A 21,897-nucleotide genomic window follows, 5' to 3' on the forward strand; every position below is an offset into this window, starting at 1 on the left:
CTACAAATTGGGATTCAGATCTATTTCACGCTGCGGAATCGGATAATAGGCGGCTTCGGCCTCGCTCAGTCCGGCAGCCTTGATGTCGGTGGTCGTAACCGAGGCCGTACGGCGCAGGTCATAGAGCCGGTTGCCCTCGAAGGCCAGTTCGAGCGCACGCTCCTTGATCACGGCTTCGCGGAACTTGTCCGGAGCCATTCCGGACGGAAGCGGCGTCACGCCGGCCCTTTCGCGAATGCGGTTCACATATGCCAATCCCGCTTCGGGCCCCGCGGCCTCGGCATACACCAGCGCAATGTCCGAGAAACGGATCAGGTAAGGACGGGCGCTGGTACGTTCGCCGATAAAATCGGGATCGACATACTTGCTCGAAAAATAACCCTTGACCTGGTTGGGCACGATCGGGTTGCCCGAAACGTCGTAGATATCGCGGTGGATCAACTCCGTACGGCGCTTGTCCGTAGTGCTGAACTGCGTCTCGACAAACTCGTCGTTACAGAGGAAAACGCCCCAGCCGTTGCCGTTGGCCCGCTGCAGGTCCCCGTTGCCATAACGGATGTAGAAAGGCACGGAGTTGTTCGACGGCAGGAAAAGCAGGGGCAGTTTGGAGTAGTTGCCCTCCTGCGTACCGCTGCGGTCGATCGGCATGATGAAGATATGTTCGGGGCCCGTAGGTTTGTTCACGTCGTAGATGTCGCGCAGGTTATCGTCGAAATCATAGGAATTTTTATAATCACGAACGACCTTCCCGGCCCAATAGGCAGCACTGTCGTACATGATCTGCGGCTCGCGGCGCATCTCCGTATAGCGGTAGACGTTATGTTCCTTCGAAGAGGCAACGGTCAGGTAGGCCTTGGCCATCAGCGCCTGCGCAGCTACCTTGTCCGCCCGTCCGAAGACCTTGTTAACCTCGAGCAGTTCGTCCGCCCGGGCCAGGTCGCCGAAGATCAGGTCGTAAAGCTGGTCGAGGCCCGTTGCCATCGGAGGCGTCGTCTGCGACAGCTCCGCCACCATCTTCGTCTGCACGGGAACGATGCCGAACGTACGCACCAGGTTGAAATAGTTCCATGCACGCAGGAAGTAAGCTTCGCCGAGGATGCGGCGGCGCGCCGTTTCGCTCAGCGCCGAACTGTTGTAGATATGGTCGATCACCGTATTGGCGCGGTTGATAGCGATGTAGCAGTATTTGAAATAGTATTTCAACTGCTCGGTCTCCCGGCCTGCGATCCAGTTCTCGAGTTGGTAGACATCGCCGGCTTCGTCGCTCTTGGGCGACATGGTTTCGGTCGGGATGTCCCCGATGTAGAAGATGCCGCGCGAATATTCGAGGAACGTCAGGGCGTTGTAGGCATAGAGCAGACCCGATTCGGCATCCGTCTCGGTCTTGTAAAAGTTGTCGTCGGAATAGAATCCGTACGGTTCCTCCTGCAGGTCGCACGCCGAGAGCAGCCCGCAGAGCGAAATGATATAAAGCAAGTTTTTCATAGTCGTCAGCTTAGAATTTCAGGTCCAGACCGATAGTATATTTCCGCAGACGGGGATAACCGCCCCAGTAGATGCCGTCGACACCCACCTCGGGATCGTAACCGTCGAACTTGGTGAAAGTGTAGGCATTGTCGATGTTGGCGAACACGCGCACGCTGCGGATAAAGGCCTTGCGCACGGGGATCGTATAGCCGATGTTGATATTTTGCAGGCGGACGAACGAACCGTCGTGGACGAAGTAATCCGAGAACAGGTAGCTTCGCGTCGAATTCAGACGCGGGTATTTATTCGTCGGGTTGTCGGGCGTCCAGCGCTTGATCTTCACGCGCGGATCGTAGGTATAGCCGTTATAGATGACATCGTTGCCGAAGACGCCGTTGAAGAATACCGACACATCGAGATTCTTGTAGCGGAACGCCAGGTTGAGACTGGCCGTAAAATCGGGATTCGGGTCGCCGATGATGCAGCGGTCCCGGTCGTCGATGGCGTAATCGCCGTTCAGGTCCACGTATTTGAGTTCACCGGGCAGGTCCTTGCCGTCGGAACTCATAAAACCGGGGTCCTCGCCCTGCTGGATGATGCCGTCGACCCGGTAGCCGTAGAAGACGTACATCGGATAGCCGATGGCGTAGACGCTCGGATTGCCGTTGAACATCGACAGCGACTGGCCGCAGACCTCGTACTGCATACCCGTGAGGTAATCGGTGCTCAGACCGCTCGAAACGGCATTGCCCAGGTCGGTCACCTTGTTGCGGTTGCGCGAGAAAATGAACGTCGCGGAGAAAGAGGTGTTCTTCCGGCTGACGATGTCGCCGTCGAGCGTGAGCTCGAATCCGCGGTTGCGGATATTGCCGTCGTTGACCCACATCTTGTCATAACCGCTCGACAGCGGCAGGTACTTTTCACGCAGCAGGTCGGTGGTGTACTTGTCGTAGTAATCCATCGTCAGGCGCAGGCGGCGCTTGAAGAAGGCCAGGTCGACGCCAAGGTTCCACTGACGGGTCGATTCCCACCTCAGATCGGGATTGGAGATACCTCCCCAGAGGATATAGCGGTCGTTGGCTCCTTCGCGGCCGGCCTCATAACCCGGACCGATAGCCGTCTGCCACTTGTCCGCGAACCAGTATTTCTCGGTCCCGTAACGGTTGAGCGTCTGATAAGGCGAAATGCCCTGGTTGCCCGAGAGGCCCCAGCTCGCACGGATCTTGAACTCGTCGAAAGCATTGAGTTTCTGCATCCACGACTCGTTGTGGAGTTTCCAGCTCACGGCGCCCGAAGGGAAATAACCCCACTTGCTGTTCTTGCCGAATTTCGACGATCCGTCGGCGCGCATGGTGAACGTAAAGAGGTACTTGTCGTCGAGCACGTAGTTCAGACGGCCGTAGAACGAGAGCAGCTTGCTGTTTTGATAGGTGTTGTTGATCACGTTCTTCTGGGGATTGCCCGCACCCATATTCTCGTTGCCGAGGGCGTCGTTCACAAAATCGTAGGCCGTGGTACTGAGCGTGCGCCCCATGTTGTAGTCGTACGAATGGCCCGCCATGACCGACAGGTTGTGCCGGTCGGCGAAGATCCGCTGGAAAGTGATGTAGGTCTCGCTCAGCACATCCTGCGACAGGGAGTTGTTCATCTGCGCGATACCGTTCATGTCATGCGCCTCCTGCGAGGTGTTCGAAGCGTTGTAAACATCCTGCACGGTGGTCGAATAGCTGTAATTGAGCTGCGTGCGGATTTTCAGCCCTTCGACGATCTCCCACTCGGCGGCCAGCGACGAAATGAGGTCGCGGCCCTGCGTCTCGTTCTTGACGTTGTCGGAGATGATGAGCGGATGGCCGAAGTCGGTCTCCGAAGCGACGAAGTAATTGCCTTCCTCGTCGTAGACGGGCCACAGCGGATTACGGCCGTATTCGAGCGTGTTGTTCACATGCCGCTTGTGGATCGAAAAGATGTTCGAAGTCTGGAGCGTAAAGTTTTTGGCCAGTTTGTACGAACCGTTGAGCGTGACGTTGCCTTTGCGGAAGTTGTCCTTTTTGTAGACGCCTTCGTCATCGTAATAATTCAGGCTCAGGTTGATCGCCGCCTTGTCGGTGGAATGCGACAGCGTGGCCGTCGTGTTGTTGACCACGGCCGTGCGCATGCAGAGGTCGGCCCAATCGGTATTCGACCATTTGCCCTGCTGGATTTCGATGAGCGACGGATAGTAGGTTCCGTTGTTGTACTGGCCCGTATAGAGGGCCGGCAGTCCGGCGTTGGTCAGCTCCTCGTTGGCGATCTGCGCCATCTGCAACGGATTGCGCCAGACGTTGAGTTTGTCGGTGAACTGCCCGATCGTGGTCCGGTGATTCACCGAGACATGGGTCTGCCCGCCCTTGGCGGTGCGGGTCTGGATCAGGATCACGCCGTTGGCGCCGCGGGAACCGTAGATGGCCGAAGAGGAGGCGTCTTTCAGCACCTCGATCGACTCGATGTCCGACGGGTTGATCTGCGACAGGTTGCCGGCATCGCCGATGGGGAATCCGTCGACCACGATCAGCGGAGTGTTCGAACCGTTGAGCGAGCTGTTACCGCGGATGCGCACGACGGCTCCCGCACCGGGGTCCTGCGACGTGTTCATGATCTGCAGTCCCGCAGCGCGGCCCTGCAGCAATCCCTCCACCGACGGAGCCGAAATATCCTTGATGGCGTCCATCTTCACGGAAACGACCGATCCGGTCAGGTCGCTCTTCTTCATGCTGCCGTAGCCGATAACGACCACGTCGTCGATCAGGGCCTCTTCGGCCTCGAGCGCGATGTCGAGGAAAGTCGTCCCGGCCGTAACGGCGACCTCGCGGGTCTTGTAACCGACGAATCCCACGGAAAGCACGGCGCCGTTCTTGGCGCGAAGCGTGAAATTACCCGAGGTATCGGTACTGGTTCCGGTCGTCGTTCCCTTGACGATGACGCTGGCTCCGACGAGCGGTTGTCCGTCGGCCGTCACCCGGCCCCGGACCTCATTCTGGGCAGATGCGCCGACTGCAAGGAACAGGGTGGCAAAAAGCGCCAGGAGCCACCTGCCCCGCCGGCATCGATTTATTGTATTCATGGTGTCTGAGTTTTAGTGTTTCGCTTGATTGTCAATTTTACCGTCGAGATAGTCGCTGGCGTAGATGAACGTCCCGGCGCTCCATCCCAGCATCGTGGGCATGTCGTATTCGTTGCTGACGTTGATGTTGCCCTCCCGGACATTGTACTTTTCCCACAGGTTACGGGTCTGGCCGAAAGTCTTCACGACCATCGCGGCATATTTCCCCGCAATGCGCCGCGCATCCTGTTTGTAACCATAGGCGTCGAGCCCCCGGATGGCCAGGTAGACGACCGGAGGCCAAGTGTTGGGATAGGACCACTGGTAATCGTAGTCGTAGGGTTTGTCCTCGCAAACGGCGATTCCGTATTCAAACTCCAACCGTTCGAGCGCCTTTTCCACGAGGGTCCGGGCCTGCCCGGCATCCGGGACACCGGCATAGAGCAGGCTGAACACCGCGCCCGAAACCACTGTCGAACGGCGGCCGTTGACAAAATCATAGTCGTAATAGACTCCGTCCTCCCCGAGGCAGTAGCGGTTTATCAGTTCACGGCGCTTTTCAGCCCGCGTTTTCCACGCCTCCGCAGCCGCAGGATCGCCCAGCAGGAGGGCGTAATGCGCAAAGAGCGTCTCGTAGAAATAGAGGTTGGCATTGAGGTCCACCGGACAGAAATCCTCGCAGCGACGGTCAAAACGGGGATTGAAATCCCAGCCCGACTCGGCCTCGGCGGCAAAATGCGCCCCCAGTCGCAGGATCTCCGCTTCGGAAAGCCCCCGGCTGCGGAAGTCGGTATTGAGCCGCTGGCCCCCGGTAGTAACGAACTCCTGCTTGAGCTGGTCGCCCGCAGACGAGGAGTAGCGGTTGAGCCCGACGGGCGTAATGCGCCGGGTCATCCAGAAATCATACTCTTTCTGCAAGGTAGCAAAAGCCCCGGCCAGCCACTCCTTGTCCCCGGTCTGTTCGAAGACCCGGTCAACCATCATGCACAGGAAAGGGGGTTGCGAACGGTTGAGATACCATGTCCGGCTGCCGTTGGGCATGTAGCCGAAACGGTCCACCAGATAAAGCATGTCCTCGGTATTGTTTTTCGCCAGGTCGAGGCGTCCGTCACGCACGAGTCCTTCGTTGGTGAAATAGGTATCCCAATAATAGAGCTCCTGAAAGGTCTGGCTGACACTGGGAACCGTGTAAGGACGGGGCAGCCCGATCAGCGTCTGCGAATCGACCGGATTATACTGCACCGACGCATCCCACGACGTGCGGATAAAATCGCGCACCCGGGCGACCTCCCCGTGTGAAACCGGCTGATTCCCTCCGCAGGAAACGGCGGCCGATGCGGCGATACACCCTAAAAAAGTTCTGATCTTGTTCATCTCAGGCGGGGATTATTCGTAAATACCGGCTATATCCCCCTCCAGGAGTATCTGCTTCCCGGCAGCGAAGGTTTTGAAATCCGCCTCCGAAACACAACCCGGATAAGGCCCGAAGAAGTGGTTGGTGTCCTTGTTCCGCCAGACCAGCACATAGGCTACGGGGACACCGTCAATGGCTTTCGAGAGTTTTTCGGTCCACCATTTGGGCTGGGAAGTATTGTTCTCGAGCCCGGTCTCCGTGAAAGCGAACGGCTTATTCTTCAGGTAGGCGATATGCTTGAGCAGGCGCATCAGCCTGAGACCGTTGGTCTCGATGGCCCAGGAGCTGCGGTCGTAGGCGTCCAGGCCGAGCACGTCGACATAGGCATCGCCCGGCCAGAACTCGAGGTAGTTGTCCTGCGAACTGACGATATCGGGCGAGTAGACATACAACAGGTTGTGCACGCCTTTCGTATCGCGCAGGTATTCGAGCGTAAAACGCCACAGGGCGACATACTCTTCAGCAGTGCAGTTGCCCTTGCCCCACCAGAAACCGTTGCCGGTATGCTCGTGGAACGGGCGGAACAACACCGGGACGTACTCCCCGGCTTCGGTTCGGAGCGAAAGCATGAAATCGGCGACCTTGTCCAGCCAGCCGCAGTATTTTTCGTGAAGGTCGCCGCCCGGAATGATCCGCCCTACGGCCGAAGTCGCGTCCCAGGCCGTGCCGCCCGTCACCGGGTTGGTCGTATGCCAGCCGATGGTGGTCACACCGCCGCGGGCATAAGCCTCGAGAATACGACTGCGGATGTCGTCGAACTTGTCGCCGTCGATATTGGCATCCTGCCCGAGTTCGATCTGGGCCAGGTCCCAGCCCATTATTGCGGGATAGTCGCCGCAAATGCTCTTCACATCGGAACGGTCGGCGTCGCCCGACCAGCCGATGCCGTAGAGCGACGAACACTGGTGGCCGAAAAGCGTACCGCCGTTCTCGGCAATGCTGCGCAGGTTGGCAAGCAGGTTGCGGGTCTGCGCCGTAGCCTGTCCGTCGGTCATCGCAGCGGGGGCCGGCTGAGGCTCCGGATATTCGCGGTCGGCAATATCACTGCACCCGGCCACGACCAGACACGATAGATAAAAAATTTGTTTCCACATAATTATCAGCTATTTTAGGTTAATTGTCAATGATACATGTCGGGCAGGCGGCTTTCGAACAGGACGGGCTGTTCCCGGTTGCCGGCGAATTTCTTAAAGTCGGGCTCCGAAGCATGGCCGTGCCAGGGGCCGAAAAAGTGCGTCGGACGGTCGTGGGCATTACGCCACACCAACACATAACTCAGTCCTTTGCCGCGAATGACCGGCAGCAGCCATCGGGTCCACCATTCGGCATCGGGAATGCCCTCGAGTCCGGTTTCGGTGAAAGCCGTCGGTTTACCGTGCTCGCGGCCCAACTGCCGCAGGGTCGAAAGCATCCGCTCGCCGCCCGACAGAAAATCCCAGTCCTGCTGGCGGTGATAGGCGTCCAGGCCGAGCACATCGACCCACTCGTCGCCCGGATAGCGTTCCATATAGTGCTCCGCATCGCGGTAAAGATCGGGAGAGTAGACGTAAAGAATGCTGTGCACGCCCTTCACGTCGCGCAGGTATCCCACGGTAAACCGCCACAAGGCCCGGAACTCGTCGGGGGTGCACTGCGCTTCGCCCCACCAGAATCCGGAGCCGGTATGTTCGTGAAACGGACGGAACAGCACCGGCACAGGCGTCCCGTCGGCGGCCTTCAGCCCCGAGAAGAACCCGGCCACACGGTCGAGCCACAACCGGTATCGGGCATGGTTGGCGCCGCCCGGGAGAATCGACTTCACGGCCGTGGTGGTCTTGCAGTCCCAGGCACTGGCTCCAGACTCCGGATTCTGCGGATGCCAACTGACCGTATTCACGGCTCCGCGCTCATAGGCGGCACACAGCAGACGTGCGATCCCGGCGAAAGGGACATCGTCGATGCTCCGGTCGGCTCCGGTTTCGAGTCCTCCGAGTTCCCAGCCGAAAACAGCCGGGTAATCGCCGCAGCACTCCCTGACATCGGAGCGGCCCTCCTCGTACTTCCAGTCGTGGCCATACAGGGCATCGTCCTGGTGTCCGAACATCACCCCTTCGTCCGCAACCTTGAACAGATTGCGGTAAAGGGCCCGTGTTTCAGGCGTGGCCTGCGAATCCGCCGGGACGGGCGAAGGCCCCGAGCAGGAGGCCGAAAGCACGGCCGAACACACGATACAAAGCAGTTTATTCATCGTTTAAAGCAGGTTAGAGCGGTTTGTCAGATTATGATTTTCTTTTTGTCGTAGTATTCCCGGAAATCGTGGGGCGTATACCCCTTGTACTTTTTGAAAATCCGGTTGAAATTCGAGAGGTTGTTGAACCCGCACTTGTAGGCGATCTCGGCGATCGTATTGGCCGGTTCGTCGATCAGCCGCCGGGACGCCGCACTGATGCGGATATTGTTCAGGCAGTCGACGAAATTGTATCCCGTACGCCGCTTGATGAACCGGCTGAACGAAGGTTCGCTCATATTTACCAACGCCGCCATTTCCGAGAGCCGCACGGGACGGTGGTAGTTGTTGTTGAGAAAATCCATGATGGTCCGTACACGGCGGCTGTCGTAGGTATCCTCCAGCTTGCTGAAATGCGAATGCGACAACACGGTGTAAGCCTGGTCGTGGGCCAGCAGGTTAAGCAGTGAAAGGAAGATCAGGATCGAGTTGAAATTGTCCGTACTGTTGATCAGTTGGTGGATTCCCGACTCGCTCTGCAAGATCGTTTTTTCGGAAAATGCGATCCCGTGCTGGGCATCCTGCAGCATTTTCTTGATCGGCACGAACTGTTTCCGGTCGATCAGTCCGCCGCCCTGGAACAACTCGGGCGAAAACTGGATCGTCACCTCGTAAATCTCGGCTCCGGGCGCCAGATTACCATCCATCCACGCATGTTCCAGATTGCTGCCCGTGATAAGCACCATCTCCCGGTCTCCGATATCGGCCACATGGTCGCCGACGATACGCCGCGCACCGCGCGCCCCGATGATATAGTTGAGCTCGTATTCGCTATGGATATGTATCGGGAAATTGAAATTGCTCTTCCGCCGCTCGAACACGACGAAACTGTCCTGTTTCGAAATGGGAGGGACCTCCGTAAGGATATTGTAATTTGCCATAGCCGTCAGTTTTTCGGTTTCAGTTTTTTGCAAGCAGCCGTCCGATGCGCCGCATCAGTTCCAGGCACATCCGGCCGTTATGGTAAGGGCATTTCCAGAATCCGGCCTTGTCGTCGTCGCGGTTGGCGGAACCGTCGGCGCGAACACTCCAGAACCATTCGCCGTTTTCGGTGTCGAGCAGATGCGTCCGGATATACTGCCAGGCATCGCGGCTGCGCCGCAGGAAGGCTTCGTCCCCGGTCCGCTCGTACATGTTGAAGAATCCGACGACGGCCTCGGCCTGCACCCACCAATGGCGGTCGGCATCGGTGCGTCCCGTCAGCGGATCGTATTCGTAAATCAGGCTACCGTCGGACTGCACGCCTTCGCCGGCGGCCTTCGCCAATGCTTCGACAACGGGACCGACACCGGCTGCGGCCTGCGGATCGCCGAGCACGGCGGCGGCTTCGTCGATCAGCCACGACGCCTCGACATCGTGCCCGAAAGAGACGATCCGCCCCTGAGGCCGCCACTCCGCATCGAAAAAGAGGTTCAGGTGTCCCGTCTGCGGATCGAAGAGCCGGTCGGTATGGATGCGGAGCAACCGCCGGACGGCTCTTGCAACCCGATCCTCTTGCCAGACCCGCAACAGGTTGGCACAGGGTTCGAGCAGGTGCAGATGCGTATTCATGCTAAAATAGGTATTGGCATCCTTCTCGCTCAGGCGCATATCTTCCAGCGGCCGCCAATCCTGCGTCAGGGCCTCGGCATATCCGTCCCGTGCAGCATCCCAGACGTGCTCTTCGAGCGAAGCGAACAATGCGGCGGCTTCGTCCAGCGCCGCCGGATCACCCGTTGCCCGCGCATATTCGCTCAGGCCGTAAACCGCGAATCCGATCGCGTAACTCTGTTTTTTGCAGCAAACCGGCCGGCCGTCGGATGCGATCTCCCAATAGACCCCGCCGTAGAGCGGGTCGATCAGCCGGGAAACAAGCAGGTTCCGGACCTTACCGGCCGCATCCAGGTACTCGGGGCGCCGGGTCGCCCCGTAAGCCGCCGAAAAGGTCCACAACATCCGCGCGATCAGGACAGCGCCCTTTCCGGCCTGGGGATGTACGTTTCCGCAACCGTCGATACGCCCTGCGAAATGCTCCCCGTCACCCAGAAATGCCATCCAGAAGGGCAGGATGTCGCAGGTCAGCTCCTCCGACAACTCGTTCCGCCATTGTAAAAGCATCTTTTCCATCGTTCTCATTCGTTCGTTTTCCGGCGCAGGCCGAGTTCCTCCGTGATTCGATTCATCCGTTTCTCGCCGAGCGGGTAGAAAAGGACCGCCACGGCGGCCAGCAGGCATCCGGCAGCGGGAAGCCAGCTCATCATCAGCCGCACGCCCGCTATCGCCTCGCCGCTCTGCACCGCAGCCGACTGATCGTAACCGAACGCCGCAAGCAGCCAGCCCGTCACAGCCCCGCCCAGCGCCCAGCCGAGTTTCTGGGACATCGACGAGGAAGAGAGGATCAGCCCCGTAGGCCGCCGGCCGCTGCGATACTCCTCGTAATCGACGATATCGGCATACATGCTCCACAACAAGGGCAGCACAACGCCCGCCGCGACACTGACAAGGGCCTGCAGGGTGAACAACCAGCCCAGTTCGAAAGGCTCCAGCCGGAAGAAAAACAGGCTCAGCACGCCTGCCGCACCCATTGCCGCGGCAAAAGCGCCTTTCTTGCCGATACGCGCCGCCAGCGGCACGGCCAGGGCGACGCCGGCCATATTCCCCAACTGCCCCAGCAGCAGGTAAAGCGTTCCGAGCGTCCAGCCCAGATGAGGCAGTTTATAAGCGCTCCGGACGTAGTCGGTGAAATAGAAGATCGCCACCCCGTCGCGGATCGAATTGAACAGCAGCACCGCCACTCCCGCCACCAGGAGTATCCACCACGGAGCGTTGCGGGCCAGGCTTTTCAGGTCGCGGCCGACCGATCCTTCGGCCTGCTGTGCGTCGTCGACCCGGATCCGCTCGCGCGTCCAGCGGAAGCAGAGCCAGAAAAGCAGAGCGCAGAGCACCCCGATAACGGCCACGGCGCAGGTCCACGCCCCGGGCATGCCCGATATGGCTACATCGCTTCCGGCGACGCTTTCGTTCAGCAGGTCCGCATCCCCGCCGCCGAGCCACCCGGCAAAGAAATCCACCAGCGGCTGCAACAGCATGAAGGTCACCAGGCTGCCGACATAGGCGAAGAACATCCGGTAGGAAGAGAACGTATTGCGCGTCTTCGTATCGGGCGTCATCACCCCGAGCAGCGAAGCATAAGGGACATTGACCACCGTATAGACCATCATCATGGCCGTATAGGTGACGTAGGCCCACACCAGTTTCCCCGTCATCCCGAAATCGGGAGTCCAGAACGTCAGCACCCCGATCACGGCGAACGGCACGGCTCCCCACAGCAGATACGGGCGGTAACGCCCCCAACGGCTGCGGGTGCGGTCCGCCAGCAGGCCCATGATGGGATCGTTGAGCGAATCCCAAATGCGGGTCACCAGGAACATGGTCCCGGCAGCGGCCGGCGTGATGCCGAACACCTTGGTATAGAAAAAGAGCAGATACATGCCGAATATCTTCCAGAACATGCTCGAAGCCATGTCCCCGAAGCCGTATCCGATCTTTTCCCGGAATGTGACGTTGTCTTTCATCGGTCTGTTTTTCGGTAATAATTCAGGTTTCTGTCGATCAGTTCGTTCAGCCGTTCGACGGAGGCTGCCGTCGTCAGGCCGTCAGACGGCGTATGCAGGCAGTAGTCCACGAGTCTTTCGACGGTCGATGTCGCCACGTGCATACGGGTATCGCTCGACGCATAGTAGAGGAGTACCCGGCCGTCGTCATCGGCGATCCAGCCGTTCGAAAAAAGCACATTCGACACGTCGCCTATGCGCTCCTCGCCCTCCGGGGCCAGCGTATATCCGGCCGGTACGGCGATCAGCCGCGAAGGATCGTCCAGGGCCGTCATGTACATATAAAGCACGTAACGGAGCCCTGCCGCGCAGGCCCGCACGCCGTGGGCCATATGCAGCCAGCCCCGGGGCGTACGAATCGGATGGGGGCCCTCGCCGTTCTTCACCTCCTTGATCGTATGGTAGAACCGCACGTCGATGATCTTCTCATCGCGGATTTCCGCACGGGTCATATCGTCGACCAGCGCCCATCCGATCCCGCTGCCGCGTGCTCCGGCGGCGATGAACCCCTCCTGCGGACGGGTGTAAAGGGCGTATTTTCCCCCGACGAACTCGGGGTGAAGTACGACATTACGCTGCTGCGTAGGCGACTTGATGTCGGGGAGACGCTCCCAATGCACGAGGTCCTTCGTCCGGGCTACGCCGGCTGTGGCGACGGCCGACGAGAGGTCGCCCGGGGCTGCCGACGGATCGTGCCGTTCGGCACAGAAGATACCGTAAATCCAACCGTCCTCATGGGCCGTAAGACGCATGTCGTAGAGGTTCGTTTCACTCTCACCGGCCGGTGGAATCGTCAGCGGGTGATCGCGGAAACGGAATCCGTCGATCCCGTTATCGCTTTCGGCCAGGGCGAAAAAGGATTTGCGGTCATTCCCTTCGACCCGGACTACCAGCACGTATTTGCCGTTAAACTTGATAGCACCGGCATTGAACGTCCCGTTGATCCCGAACCGTTCGAGCAAAAAAGGGTTAGCAGCGGGGTCCAGGTCGTAGCGCCAGAAGAGCGGCGTATGCGCGGCCGTGAGGATCGGATAGGTGTAACGGGTCCATACACCGTTGGAATCCGCGGCCGGGTTCTTCCTGGCGATCAACTCCTCATGAGCCGAACGCAGAAGTGAAATACGCTTCTCGAAATCTAAATTTGTCATAAAACGAATAGAATAGAATATTTATTTTATTCCCGCGTGATTCGCAGGGCGAATCCGCCGGCGGGAGCCATCGTTATTTCCAGCGTACGGTCCGATCCCAGCGCACGGATTACTCGCTGGTAATCATGGCCGTATTTGGCAGCATTGACGCCGTCGCAAAAGAGTTCGGCCGTAAAATTTCCTTCACCCAAAAATCCGAGATCGACCGTCACCGTGCGGCCTTCGCGTCCCGTCAGGCCGCCGACATACCAGACATCTCCCTTGCAGCGGGCGACGGCCGCATATTCCCCCAGACGCCCGTCGAGCGCCACGGTACGGTCCCATACCGTGGGGACACCGCAGATGAAAGCGGTGCATTCGGGTTCCCGGTCGTAGTTGGAAGGCGAGTCGCAGAGCATCGACAGCGGGGCATGGAAAACGATGTATTCGGCCAGTTGGCGGCAGCGCGTACCCTGGCTCATCGGCTCACTGCGGCGCGGAAAGAAATGGCCCTTCGCAGCATTGAGCATGGCTCCCTGGGTATAGTCCACAGGACCGGCCGTCATTCGGATAAACGGCATCGTCACATCGTAGGTCACCTGGTCGACCGACTCGTCCGACCATTTCATCTGCTCCAATCCGTGTACGCCTTCGAAATTGACGACATTGGGATAGGTTCGCTGCAGGCCGGCAGGCTTATAAATACCGTGGTAATCGAGCAGCAGCCCGTATTTGGCGGCGGTTGCCGCTCCACGGTAGAGGAACTCGGCGATCTGTTGGTCGTCGCGGTCCATGAAATCGACTTTGAATCCTTTGACACCCAAGGCCGAGTAGTGGCGGCAAACCGCCTCCATGTCCCGGTCGAAAGCGCGGTAGCCCGCCCAGAGGATGATGCCGACGCCTTTTTGTTTCGCGTAACGCAGCACCTCTTCCAGATCGAGGCGGTCGCTGCCGCCCGACATCAGGTCGGTCTTGTCCTTCGACCAACCGTCGTCCATCACCAGGTATTCAACCCCGTTGCGGGCCGCGAAGTCGATATAATGCTTATAGGTCGGCGTATTGACCCCGGCCTCGAAACCGACACCGTAAAGGCCCCAGTCGTTCCACCACTCCCAAGCCGCCAGTCCGGGCCGTATCCACGACACGTCTTCCAGGCGCGACGGTTCGGCGAGGCGCATGACCATGTCGTTGTCGAGCAGTTGCCGGTCTTCACGGGCAATGAGGACCGTCCGCCACGGAAACGAAGCACGGGGTGCGGCTTTGGCGATGAAATCGGCATACTCGTCCACGACGTTCTGAAGATTATCGTGTCCGCCGTCGTGCGTACGTTTCGGATAGGGTGCGAAAACACCGCGCAAGGAAGCGCCCTGACCCGGATAATTGAAATACATGCCCGGATAGGCCTGCAGGTCGGCCTCGGTAAAGCAGAGTTTCACGCCATTATCGGCCGCCACGACCAGCGGCAGGAAAGCCAGCCTCGCAGGATCGAGTTCCGAGAGCCGGGCTACGGTATAAAGGTTCTCGAACGAAGTCTTGAACTGGCTCCCGAAAGGTACGATCTCGGCTCCGTCACAATCCCGCACATAGGGAACCCAGCACGTCCAGTCTCCCGGAAAACGGGCGCCCGCCTCTTCGGAAGCGATGACCAGCGGTTTATCCGTCGTGGAGACAAAACGGTAAGCGACCCCGTCGTCATAGGCCCGGAACTCGAGGGCAAAACCCTGCCGGAAATCGGCCCGCAGCCAGTTATAGCGATCCGCGACCCGCCCCTTGATATAAAAAGGCGTGGCGAAAGAGGTATCGGCCGTCCCTTTGCGAATCCGGGAAGGCTGCGCCGGGCCGCCCCATACGGACCCGTCGTCCAGCGTCATCGCGATCGGCGTAGGCGCCACGACCGGGCGGCCGTCCACATGGACTTCATAAGCGAAGCGCTCCCCGAGCGACAGTGTGATCCCGATCGTCCCGTCGGGAGAAGAGACCGTATAACTCTTTTCGCGGGCGGCAGCAACCCCCGCAAGCAATGTAAATAAAGCGATTACAACTATTTTCTTCATGGTTCACAGGTAATAAGCCGGTTTATGGAAAATCCCGAAGCACACAATAAAACAGGCGGCATTTCCCGTTTATGCTGCGTAAAAATAGAGGTTTCGAAAGGGTTCTGCAACGGATATACAGCAGAAGGATTGAAAAGTATCATAATTGGATGGGATAATACCATTTTGACATGCGCAGCACGACAAAAGTATTTCCATCCTCGCCGAAACACCCCTTCAAACGGCATTACAGCCGCAAATCGACGAAAGCCCCCTACTACCGCCCCCTGACCTTCGGAACAGCGAATCGCACAAATGATACTTTTTTATCAAATGCTTGTACCATGCTGCGCTTTCCATGGTTATCCGGTTTTTGTCCTCTATTTTTACGTTCGAAAATAAATTTGTTAACGAACCTAAACCAACCAGTATGAAACATCTTTGGAAATACATCGCGGGCGCGTTGGCTTTTGCACTTCCCATTGCCTCGTGCAGCGACGACAACACATCGGATTTCCCCGATAAGGAGTGGAGCGAACTGACGGCCCCCGTGCTCACGGTCTCGGACGAGGATGTAACGCTCGACGCCGACAAAGCCGACCAGGAGGCCCTGAAATTTTCGTGGACAGCCGCCTCGGTCGTGACCCGCAGTTCGTCGGTCATGTACGACCTGTACCTGAACATAGAGGGCGAAGACCTTTTCAAAGGCATAAAACGCGAATGGGAAGGGCCCGACCTGGCGATATCTTTCACGCACAAGGAGCTCAACGATCTCATCATATCCACATTCGGCGGCAAAAGCGGCGAACGCTTCGCTTTCCGGGCCTGCGTTTATGCGCACACCGGGAACTACCTCATCGAGGATAAAACGTCGGAAGAGGTATCGTTTGCCGCCACGGCCTATGCCGCCGAGGTGGTCAAACCCGCATCGCTCTGGATGAAGGGAGGCGCCTGCGAATACGGCTGGGACAAAGCGATCGAACTGCCGCAGGGCGAAGAAGGCATCTACACGGCAGAGAACGTCGTGCTGAAGTTCGGCAAACCCGCGGACAACAAAGGGTTCAAATTCTACGTCGAAGAGAACGGCAGCTATCCGTTCTACGGACAGAAGATCGGCGGCGAATTCGGCCAGGTCCAGACCTTCGCCATCGCCAACGACGGGGATTCGCAATTCTATCCCCTGCAGTACGACTACACAAGCGGCATTTACACCGTGCATATCGACCTGAATACGATGATGCTCACGCTGACCCGGACGGGCGACGTTACGGAATTCGACCCCGAAACAGCCCTCTACATCCTGGGCGACAACATGGAGAACGGCTGGAACATGGTCGAGGCGAACGCCCTGCTGCCTGTCGGGGAAAATATTTATGAAAACACCCGTATTTATCTCAAACCGGAGAGCAGTTTCAAATTCGACTTCTACGACTGGACGGAGTATATCCGCGACGATGCGGCCGGCGACTACTGGACCCTGCGGAAAAAGGGCGAGGGCGACGGTGACATCCGTTTCATTCCGGGCGACCAGGGACTCGGCGAAGGCTACTACACCGTGCGCGTCGACCTCAACACCCTGAAAGTCACCCTTACGGGCGGCGGTGCGCCCTCTTATCCCGGGACGCTGTTCCTCTTCGGTCCGGCCACGGAGGCAGGCTGGAACCTCGGCAGCTTCATTCCGCTGACCAAAGTAAGCAACGGCGTATTCCAGGCCAAGGGCGTGAACATCGATGTCGGCACGGCCAATCCGGACGACAACAAGGGCAACGGATTTAAATTCGGCATTTCGAACAGCGAATGGAGCACCGAATACGGCGCCAAGGAGGCTTTCGACGACCACGACGGGCAACAGGGATACCGCGGCTGGGAACTCGCACAGAACAGCAACCAGTTCTATCCCCTGCTGATGGGGCACGCCTCCGGGGCATACGACATCACAGTCGATTTCACGACGATGACAGTACGCTTCGAACCGGAGCAGGGACCGGATTACCCGGCAGCGCTCTACATCCTGGGAGACGCTATGCCCCACGGCTGGGATTTGGGCCAGGCCGTAGCGATGACCCAAACCACCCCGGGAGTCTTCACCGCAGAGAATGTCCCGGTGAAGGTCGGCACGGCACAGGAGGGAAATCCGAAAGGCAACGGATTCAAATTCATCATCTCGAACACCGAGTGGCTCACGGAATACGGCGCCAAAGGATCGTTCGACGACGGATATACAGGATGGGAGCTTGTCCAGGGAAGCAACCAGTTTTATCCCCTGATGATGGGATTCGGAGACGGGAACTACCGGATCACGGCGGACTTCAAAACCATGACGGTCCGATTCGAAGCAATGTAAGGAGGGCTCGGCGCCAAAGTCCGAGTCTGAGGTGAAAATCCGGCCAATGTACAGAATTGGCCGGATTTTTCATATCTTTGTTCCTGGCTGAATTTCACGAATGATGAAAAACAAACTCTGCAGATTCGGGGCCTGCGCACTCTTGTTCACGCTGTTAGGCACACAGCACGCCCTCCCGCAGGGATATGTCAAACTCAACGCGCTTTATGCGGCGCTCGGGGTGATAAACCCCGCCGTGGAATTCGCTATCACCCCCAAATCCGCCCTGCAGACCGACATCGTCATCTCGCCCTGGAAATCGATCAACGGGAAACACATGAACTTCGCCATCTTCATGGGCGAATACCGCCGCTATTTCAAGGCGCACAACGACGGGTGGTATCTGGGCGCCAATATCGGCATGATGGCTTTCGACATGACCAAACCCTTTATCAAGGACTGGAAGCTTCAGTTCGAAGACCGCTACTGCAAGGGTTACGGCATGATGCTCGGCCTGTGCGTGGGCTACGAATACCGCTTCCGGGAGCGGTGGCTCGTCGACGCCTATTTCGGCTGGGCCTGGATGGACAGCCATTACAACGGGTACAGTTTCGAGGGTGAGACCGACATGTATCCCCACCGGCCCGAGCAGCCGGAGTTTCCCGATCCGTTCAACGGCTCGTCGGAATGGTATCCCAATAAAATAGGCATCTCGATCGGCTACCGGATTTTCCAGCCCCGCAAATAATCCCCCGCGACGGCGATCATTCCCGGCCGGGAACCGACTTCGGCAACGCCCCCATATTCCCGCAACCGGGACAGCCATACAACCGGAACAGTCGCACAACCCGCCTCCATATTCGCAAAAAATCCCGGTCTCCATACGGAAACCGGGATTCTTCTATTTGCAGCGGCCTGCGCCGCTCGGAATTACTTTACCTTCGGGCCGGCAGCTACGAGCTTCTTGCCTTCCTCGTTGCCCGTGAACTTCACGAAGTTCTTCACGAAGCGGTTGGCCAGATCCTCAGCCTTGACTTCCCAATCCTTGGCGTTCTTGTAGGTGTCGCGCGGATCGAGGATTTTGGGGTCTACGCCCGGCAGAGCGGTCGGAACCTTGAAATCGAAGATAGGCATGGTCTTGGTCGGAGCCTTGTCGATCGAGCCGTCGAGGATCGCGTCGATGATGCCGCGCGTGTCCTTGATGGAGATACGCTTGCCGGTTCCGTTCCAACCCGTGTTCACGAGGTATGCCGTAGCGTTCGATTTCTTCATCTTCTTAACGAGCTCCTCGCCGTACTTGGTGGGGTGCAGCGACAGGAAGGCAGCGCCGAAGCAAGCCGAGAAGGTCGGCGTAGGCTCGGTGATACCGCGCTCCGTACCTGCGAGCTTGGCGGTGAAGCCGGAGAGGAAGTAGTACTTCGTCTGCTCGGGGGTCAGGATCGAAACCGGGGGCAGCACGCCGAATGCGTCGGCCGAAAGGAAGATAACCTTCTTGGCAGCCGGAGCCTTCGATACGGGCTTCACGATGTTGTCGATGTGGTAGATCGGGTACGATACGCGGGTGTTCTCCGTTACCGACTTGTCGGCGTAGTCGATCTTGCCCTTCTTGTCCACCGTTACGTTCTCCAGCAACGCGTTGCGGCGGATAGCGTTCCAGATGTCGGGCTCGTTCTCCTTCGAGAGGTTGATCACCTTGGCGTAGCAGCCGCCCTCGAAGTTGAATACGCCGTCGTCGTCCCAGCCGTGCTCGTCGTCGCCGATCAGCTCGCGCTTGGGGTCGGTCGAAAGCGTGGTCTTGCCGGTTCCCGACAGACCGAAGAAGATAGCGGTTTCGCCCTTGGCGTTGGTGTTGGCCGAGCAGTGCATCGAAGCCATGCCCTTCAGCGGAAGCAGGTAGTTCATGTAGGAGAACATACCCTTCTTCATCTCGCCGCCGTACCAGGTGTTGATGATCACCTGCATCTTCTCGGTAAGGTTGAAGACAACGGCCGTCTCCGAGTTCAGGCCCAGCTCCTTGTAGTTCTTCACCTTGGCCTTCGAAGCGTTGAGCACCACGAAATCGGGCTCGCCGTAGGTCTCCAGTTCAGCGTCGGTCGGACGGATGAACATGTTCTTCACGAAGTGAGCCTGCCAGGCAACCTCCATGATGAAGCGGATCTTCAGGCGCGAGTTCTCGTTGGCACCGCAGAAGGTGTCGACAACGAACAGGCGCTTACCCGACAACTCCTCGACAGCGATCTTCTTCAGCTCTTTCCAAGCCTTCTTCGTAACGGGCTTGTTGTCGTTCTTATACTCGTCGGAAGTCCACCAGATCGTATCCTTGGTAGTCTCGTCCATTACGAAGAATTTGTCCTTGGGCGAACGGCCGGTGTAAACGCCGGTCATCACGTTCACGGCGCCGGTCTCGGTCAGCTGACCCTTCTCAAAACCGCGCAGGCCCTTCTTCGTCTCCTCACGGAACAGTTCGTCGTACGACGGATTGTACACGATCTCGGTAACGCCCGTGATCCCGTACTTTTTCAAATCCATTTTGTCCATAATTGTAATTTATTTGTTAAAACTCCTCTTTTCAATCGAATGTTTCGGACCGCAAGTCCGGACCTCAACGGCACAAAGGTAGAAAAACTTTCAGAATTGTGAAAAAATTAACAGCGTAAATTACAAAAAAAATTTATTATTTTTCCTGATGGGGCTATACGCTTCATTTATACCCTCGTACCACGCCGCCCGAAAGCCGTCCGCAACCCGGAACGAGGATCATACGGCAAAGATTTTGCCGGAATTTTCCGACGCCTTCCGGGGCGTCCGGTTTTTCTTCCGGCGATTTTTTATTATCTTTGGAAGAAGCGGGTTTTCCGCCCCGGGAGACGCAACCGCGCCACCCGGAAAAGAGCCCCCGACCGAAAACCCGAATCCCCACAAACTACCGGCCCGCCATGAAAACACGAACGAAAATGACATTACTGCTCTGCTCGCTGCTGCCCCTGTGCGCTTCGGGCGCACAAGGCGGGAACATCTCGCTGAAGATCACGAAACAATACCTGAACTTCCCGGTTTCGCACCAGCAGGAGCGCAGCAGGATGACCTTCGAAACGGAAGGCGCGCCCGACCTTTCGGTCGTGATCCGGCTGGCCCCGGAAGAGGCGGACTACTGGGTATTCAGGGACATGTCGGCCTTCGAAGGGAAGACCGTGCGGATCGCTTACGAGGGCGACCCGCGGGGACTTGCGAAAATCTACCAGTCGGACCGGATCGCCGGCCAGGACAGCCTCTACCACGAAAAGAACCGCCCGCAGTTCCACTTTACGCCCCGCCGGGGCTGGATCAACGACCCGAACGGGCTGGTCTTCCACAACGGCGAATATCACCTGTTCTACCAGCACAACCCCTACGAGCGCGATTGGCAGAACATGCACTGGGGACACGCTGTCAGCGAAGACCTCGTACATTGGAAAGAACTGCCCGACGCGCTCTGTCCCGACAGCCTGGGAACGATGTATTCGGGGTCGGCGGTCATCGACTACGCCAACACCGCCGGATTCAACCGGGACGGCAAGCCCGCCCTGGTCGCGATCTACACGGCGGCAGGCCCCGAGCGGCAGGTGCAGTGCCTCGCTTACAGCCTCGACGACGGACGCACGTTCACCAAATACGCCGGCAATCCGGTGATCGACTCCCGGGACAAATGGAACAGCAAGGACACGCGCGATCCCAAAGTGTTCTGGTACGCCCCGGCCGGACATTGGGTGCTGGTGCTCAACGAACGCGACGGGCACTCGATCTACACCTCGGCCGACCTGAAAAAGTGGACGTACGAAAGCCATGTCACCGGATTCTGGGAGTGCCCCGAGCTGTTCGAACTTCCGGTCGACGGCAATCCGGAAAATAAGAAATGGGTGATGTACGGCGCTTCGGGAACCTACATGCTCGGCTCGTTCGACGGCCGGGTATTCCGGCCCGAATCCGGCAAATACTGCTACACGACGGGCAGCATCTACGCAGCCCAGACCTATACCAACATCCCGGCAGCGGACGGACGGCGCATCCAGATCGGCTGGGGCCGCATTTCACACCCGGGCATGCCCTTCAACGGAATGATGACGCTGCCGACGGAGCTGACGCTGCGCACGACCAAAGACGGGGTCCGCCTGGCGAGCACCCCGATCGCCGAACTCGACCGGCTGTTCCGTCCGCTCGCCGAATGGCGCGGCCTGACCCCGGACGAAGCCAACCGGAAGCTGGAGGAGTTCGGAAAGGCCGACCGGCTCCGGATTCGCACGACGATCGAATTATCTCATGCAACGGACGCCGGGCTCAGCCTCGACGGCCAGCCCATCGTCGCCTACGACCTGAACCACAACACCCTCAACGGCCGTTTCTACTCCCCGCAGGACCCGACCAGCATGCGCCTGACGGCCGATATTTACCTCGACCGCACCTCGGCCGAGGTCTTTATCGACGGCGGGCTGTACTCCTATTCGATGGAGCGGCGGCCCCAAACCGGTAACAACGGAGGATTCCGCTTCCGGGGCAACCGGATCAAGGTTTGCAGCCTGGAGGTGTTCGCCGTCGGGTCGATCTGGTGACCGAAGGGA

General features: G+C 58.5%; 14 protein-coding genes. 3 read left to right on the forward strand and 11 right to left on the reverse strand.

What is annotated here, in order from left to right; genetic code table 11:
• The 10 genes from I2E69_RS03575 to I2E69_RS03620 are packed head-to-tail and all read right to left on the reverse strand — an operon-like array spanning position 1 to position 15,000.
• Positions 1–1,485 carry a RagB/SusD family nutrient uptake outer membrane protein gene (locus tag I2E69_RS03575; RefSeq protein ID WP_195458795.1) on the reverse strand — a complete coding sequence of 495 codons (1,485 nt, stop codon included), beginning with the start codon at positions 1,483–1,485 and terminating at the stop codon, positions 1–3.
• A 10-nt stretch (positions 1,486–1,495) separates the two neighbouring features.
• A complete protein-coding gene (locus tag I2E69_RS03580; protein ID WP_195458797.1) occupies positions 1,496–4,567 on the reverse strand; it encodes a SusC/RagA family TonB-linked outer membrane protein in 3,072 nt (1,023 codons plus the stop codon).
• Between the two features lie 12 nt (positions 4,568–4,579).
• Complete coding sequence (locus I2E69_RS03585) at positions 4,580–5,920, reverse strand: trehalase family glycosidase (RefSeq protein WP_229095371.1); 1,341 nt, start codon at positions 5,918–5,920, stop codon at positions 4,580–4,582.
• Positions 5,921–5,932: 12 nt separating this feature from the next.
• Positions 5,933–7,054: a glycoside hydrolase family 26 protein gene (locus I2E69_RS03590; RefSeq protein WP_195458798.1), complete on the reverse strand. Its 1,122-nt coding sequence runs from the start codon at positions 7,052–7,054 to the stop codon at positions 5,933–5,935.
• Positions 7,055–7,080: 26 nt separating this feature from the next.
• On the reverse strand, positions 7,081–8,187 hold the full coding sequence (locus I2E69_RS03595) for a glycoside hydrolase family 26 protein (RefSeq protein ID WP_229095372.1): 1,107 nt from the start codon (positions 8,185–8,187) through the stop codon (positions 7,081–7,083).
• 26 nt (positions 8,188–8,213) lie between these two features.
• Positions 8,214–9,107, reverse strand: coding sequence for an AraC family transcriptional regulator (locus tag I2E69_RS03600; protein WP_195458799.1), 894 nt, complete (start codon positions 9,105–9,107; stop codon positions 8,214–8,216).
• Between the two features lie 19 nt (positions 9,108–9,126).
• Positions 9,127–10,332 (reverse strand): AGE family epimerase/isomerase, encoded by a 1,206-nt coding sequence (locus tag I2E69_RS03605; RefSeq protein WP_195460044.1) that lies wholly within the window; start codon positions 10,330–10,332, stop codon positions 9,127–9,129.
• 5 nt (positions 10,333–10,337) lie between these two features.
• Positions 10,338–11,780, reverse strand: a complete 1,443-nt coding sequence (locus I2E69_RS03610) for an MFS transporter (protein ID WP_195458800.1) — start codon at positions 11,778–11,780, stop codon at positions 10,338–10,340.
• Positions 11,777–12,967, reverse strand: a complete 1,191-nt coding sequence (locus tag I2E69_RS03615; RefSeq protein WP_195458801.1) for a glycosidase — start codon at positions 12,965–12,967, stop codon at positions 11,777–11,779. The genes I2E69_RS03610 and I2E69_RS03615 overlap by 4 nt, the downstream gene beginning before the upstream one ends.
• Positions 12,968–12,993: 26 nt before the next feature.
• Positions 12,994–15,000, reverse strand: a complete 2,007-nt coding sequence (locus tag I2E69_RS03620) for a glycoside hydrolase family 97 protein (protein WP_195458802.1) — start codon at positions 14,998–15,000, stop codon at positions 12,994–12,996.
• Between the two features lie 409 nt (positions 15,001–15,409).
• Here I2E69_RS03620 and I2E69_RS03625 point away from each other — a divergent pair, with 409 nt between their 5' ends.
• Both I2E69_RS03625 and I2E69_RS03630 read left to right on the forward strand, forming a co-directional pair.
• Positions 15,410–17,323, forward strand: a complete 1,914-nt coding sequence (locus I2E69_RS03625; protein WP_195458803.1) for a SusE domain-containing protein — start codon at positions 15,410–15,412, stop codon at positions 17,321–17,323.
• 103 nt (positions 17,324–17,426) lie between these two features.
• Complete coding sequence (locus tag I2E69_RS03630; RefSeq protein WP_195458804.1) at positions 17,427–18,050, forward strand: DUF3575 domain-containing protein; 624 nt, start codon at positions 17,427–17,429, stop codon at positions 18,048–18,050.
• Between the two features lie 182 nt (positions 18,051–18,232).
• On the opposite strand, the gene pckA is transcribed toward I2E69_RS03630, so the two are convergent.
• Complete coding sequence (gene pckA / locus I2E69_RS03635; protein WP_195458805.1) at positions 18,233–19,840, reverse strand: phosphoenolpyruvate carboxykinase (ATP); 1,608 nt, start codon at positions 19,838–19,840, stop codon at positions 18,233–18,235.
• A gap of 416 nt (positions 19,841–20,256) precedes the next feature.
• Here pckA and I2E69_RS03640 point away from each other — a divergent pair, with 416 nt between their 5' ends.
• On the forward strand, positions 20,257–21,888 hold the full coding sequence (locus I2E69_RS03640; RefSeq protein ID WP_229095373.1) for a glycoside hydrolase family 32 protein: 1,632 nt from the start codon (positions 20,257–20,259) through the stop codon (positions 21,886–21,888).
• Positions 21,889–21,897 lie beyond the last annotated feature (9 nt).

Source organism: Alistipes sp. D31t1_170403_E11 (assembly GCF_015553985.1).
Taxonomy (GTDB): domain Bacteria; phylum Bacteroidota; class Bacteroidia; order Bacteroidales; family Rikenellaceae; genus Alistipes; species Alistipes montrealensis.

What these genes read in the sequence shown, in the direction of transcription:
- I2E69_RS03575 (WP_195458795.1), bottom strand. Translation starts at nt 1,485, where the DNA reads ATGAAAAACTTGCTTTATATCATTTCGCTCTGCGGGCTGCTCTCGGCG.
- I2E69_RS03580 (WP_195458797.1), bottom strand. Translation starts at nt 4,567, where the DNA reads ATGAATACAATAAATCGATGCCGGCGGGGCAGGTGGCTCCTGGCGCTT.
- I2E69_RS03585 (WP_229095371.1), bottom strand. Translation starts at nt 5,920, where the DNA reads ATGAACAAGATCAGAACTTTTTTAGGGTGTATCGCCGCATCGGCCGCC.
- I2E69_RS03590 (WP_195458798.1), bottom strand. Translation starts at nt 7,054, where the DNA reads ATGTGGAAACAAATTTTTTATCTATCGTGTCTGGTCGTGGCCGGGTGC.
- I2E69_RS03595 (WP_229095372.1), bottom strand. Translation starts at nt 8,187, where the DNA reads ATGAATAAACTGCTTTGTATCGTGTGTTCGGCCGTGCTTTCGGCCTCC.
- I2E69_RS03600 (WP_195458799.1), bottom strand. Translation starts at nt 9,107, where the DNA reads ATGGCAAATTACAATATCCTTACGGAGGTCCCTCCCATTTCGAAACAG.
- I2E69_RS03605 (WP_195460044.1), bottom strand. Translation starts at nt 10,332, where the DNA reads ATGGAAAAGATGCTTTTACAATGGCGGAACGAGTTGTCGGAGGAGCTG.
- I2E69_RS03610 (WP_195458800.1), bottom strand. Translation starts at nt 11,780, where the DNA reads ATGAAAGACAACGTCACATTCCGGGAAAAGATCGGATACGGCTTCGGG.
- I2E69_RS03615 (WP_195458801.1), bottom strand. Translation starts at nt 12,967, where the DNA reads ATGACAAATTTAGATTTCGAGAAGCGTATTTCACTTCTGCGTTCGGCT.
- I2E69_RS03620 (WP_195458802.1), bottom strand. Translation starts at nt 15,000, where the DNA reads ATGAAGAAAATAGTTGTAATCGCTTTATTTACATTGCTTGCGGGGGTT.
- I2E69_RS03625 (WP_195458803.1), top strand. Translation starts at nt 15,410, where the DNA reads ATGAAACATCTTTGGAAATACATCGCGGGCGCGTTGGCTTTTGCACTT.
- I2E69_RS03630 (WP_195458804.1), top strand. Translation starts at nt 17,427, where the DNA reads ATGAAAAACAAACTCTGCAGATTCGGGGCCTGCGCACTCTTGTTCACG.
- pckA (WP_195458805.1), bottom strand. Translation starts at nt 19,840, where the DNA reads ATGGACAAAATGGATTTGAAAAAGTACGGGATCACGGGCGTTACCGAG.
- I2E69_RS03640 (WP_229095373.1), top strand. Translation starts at nt 20,257, where the DNA reads ATGACATTACTGCTCTGCTCGCTGCTGCCCCTGTGCGCTTCGGGCGCA.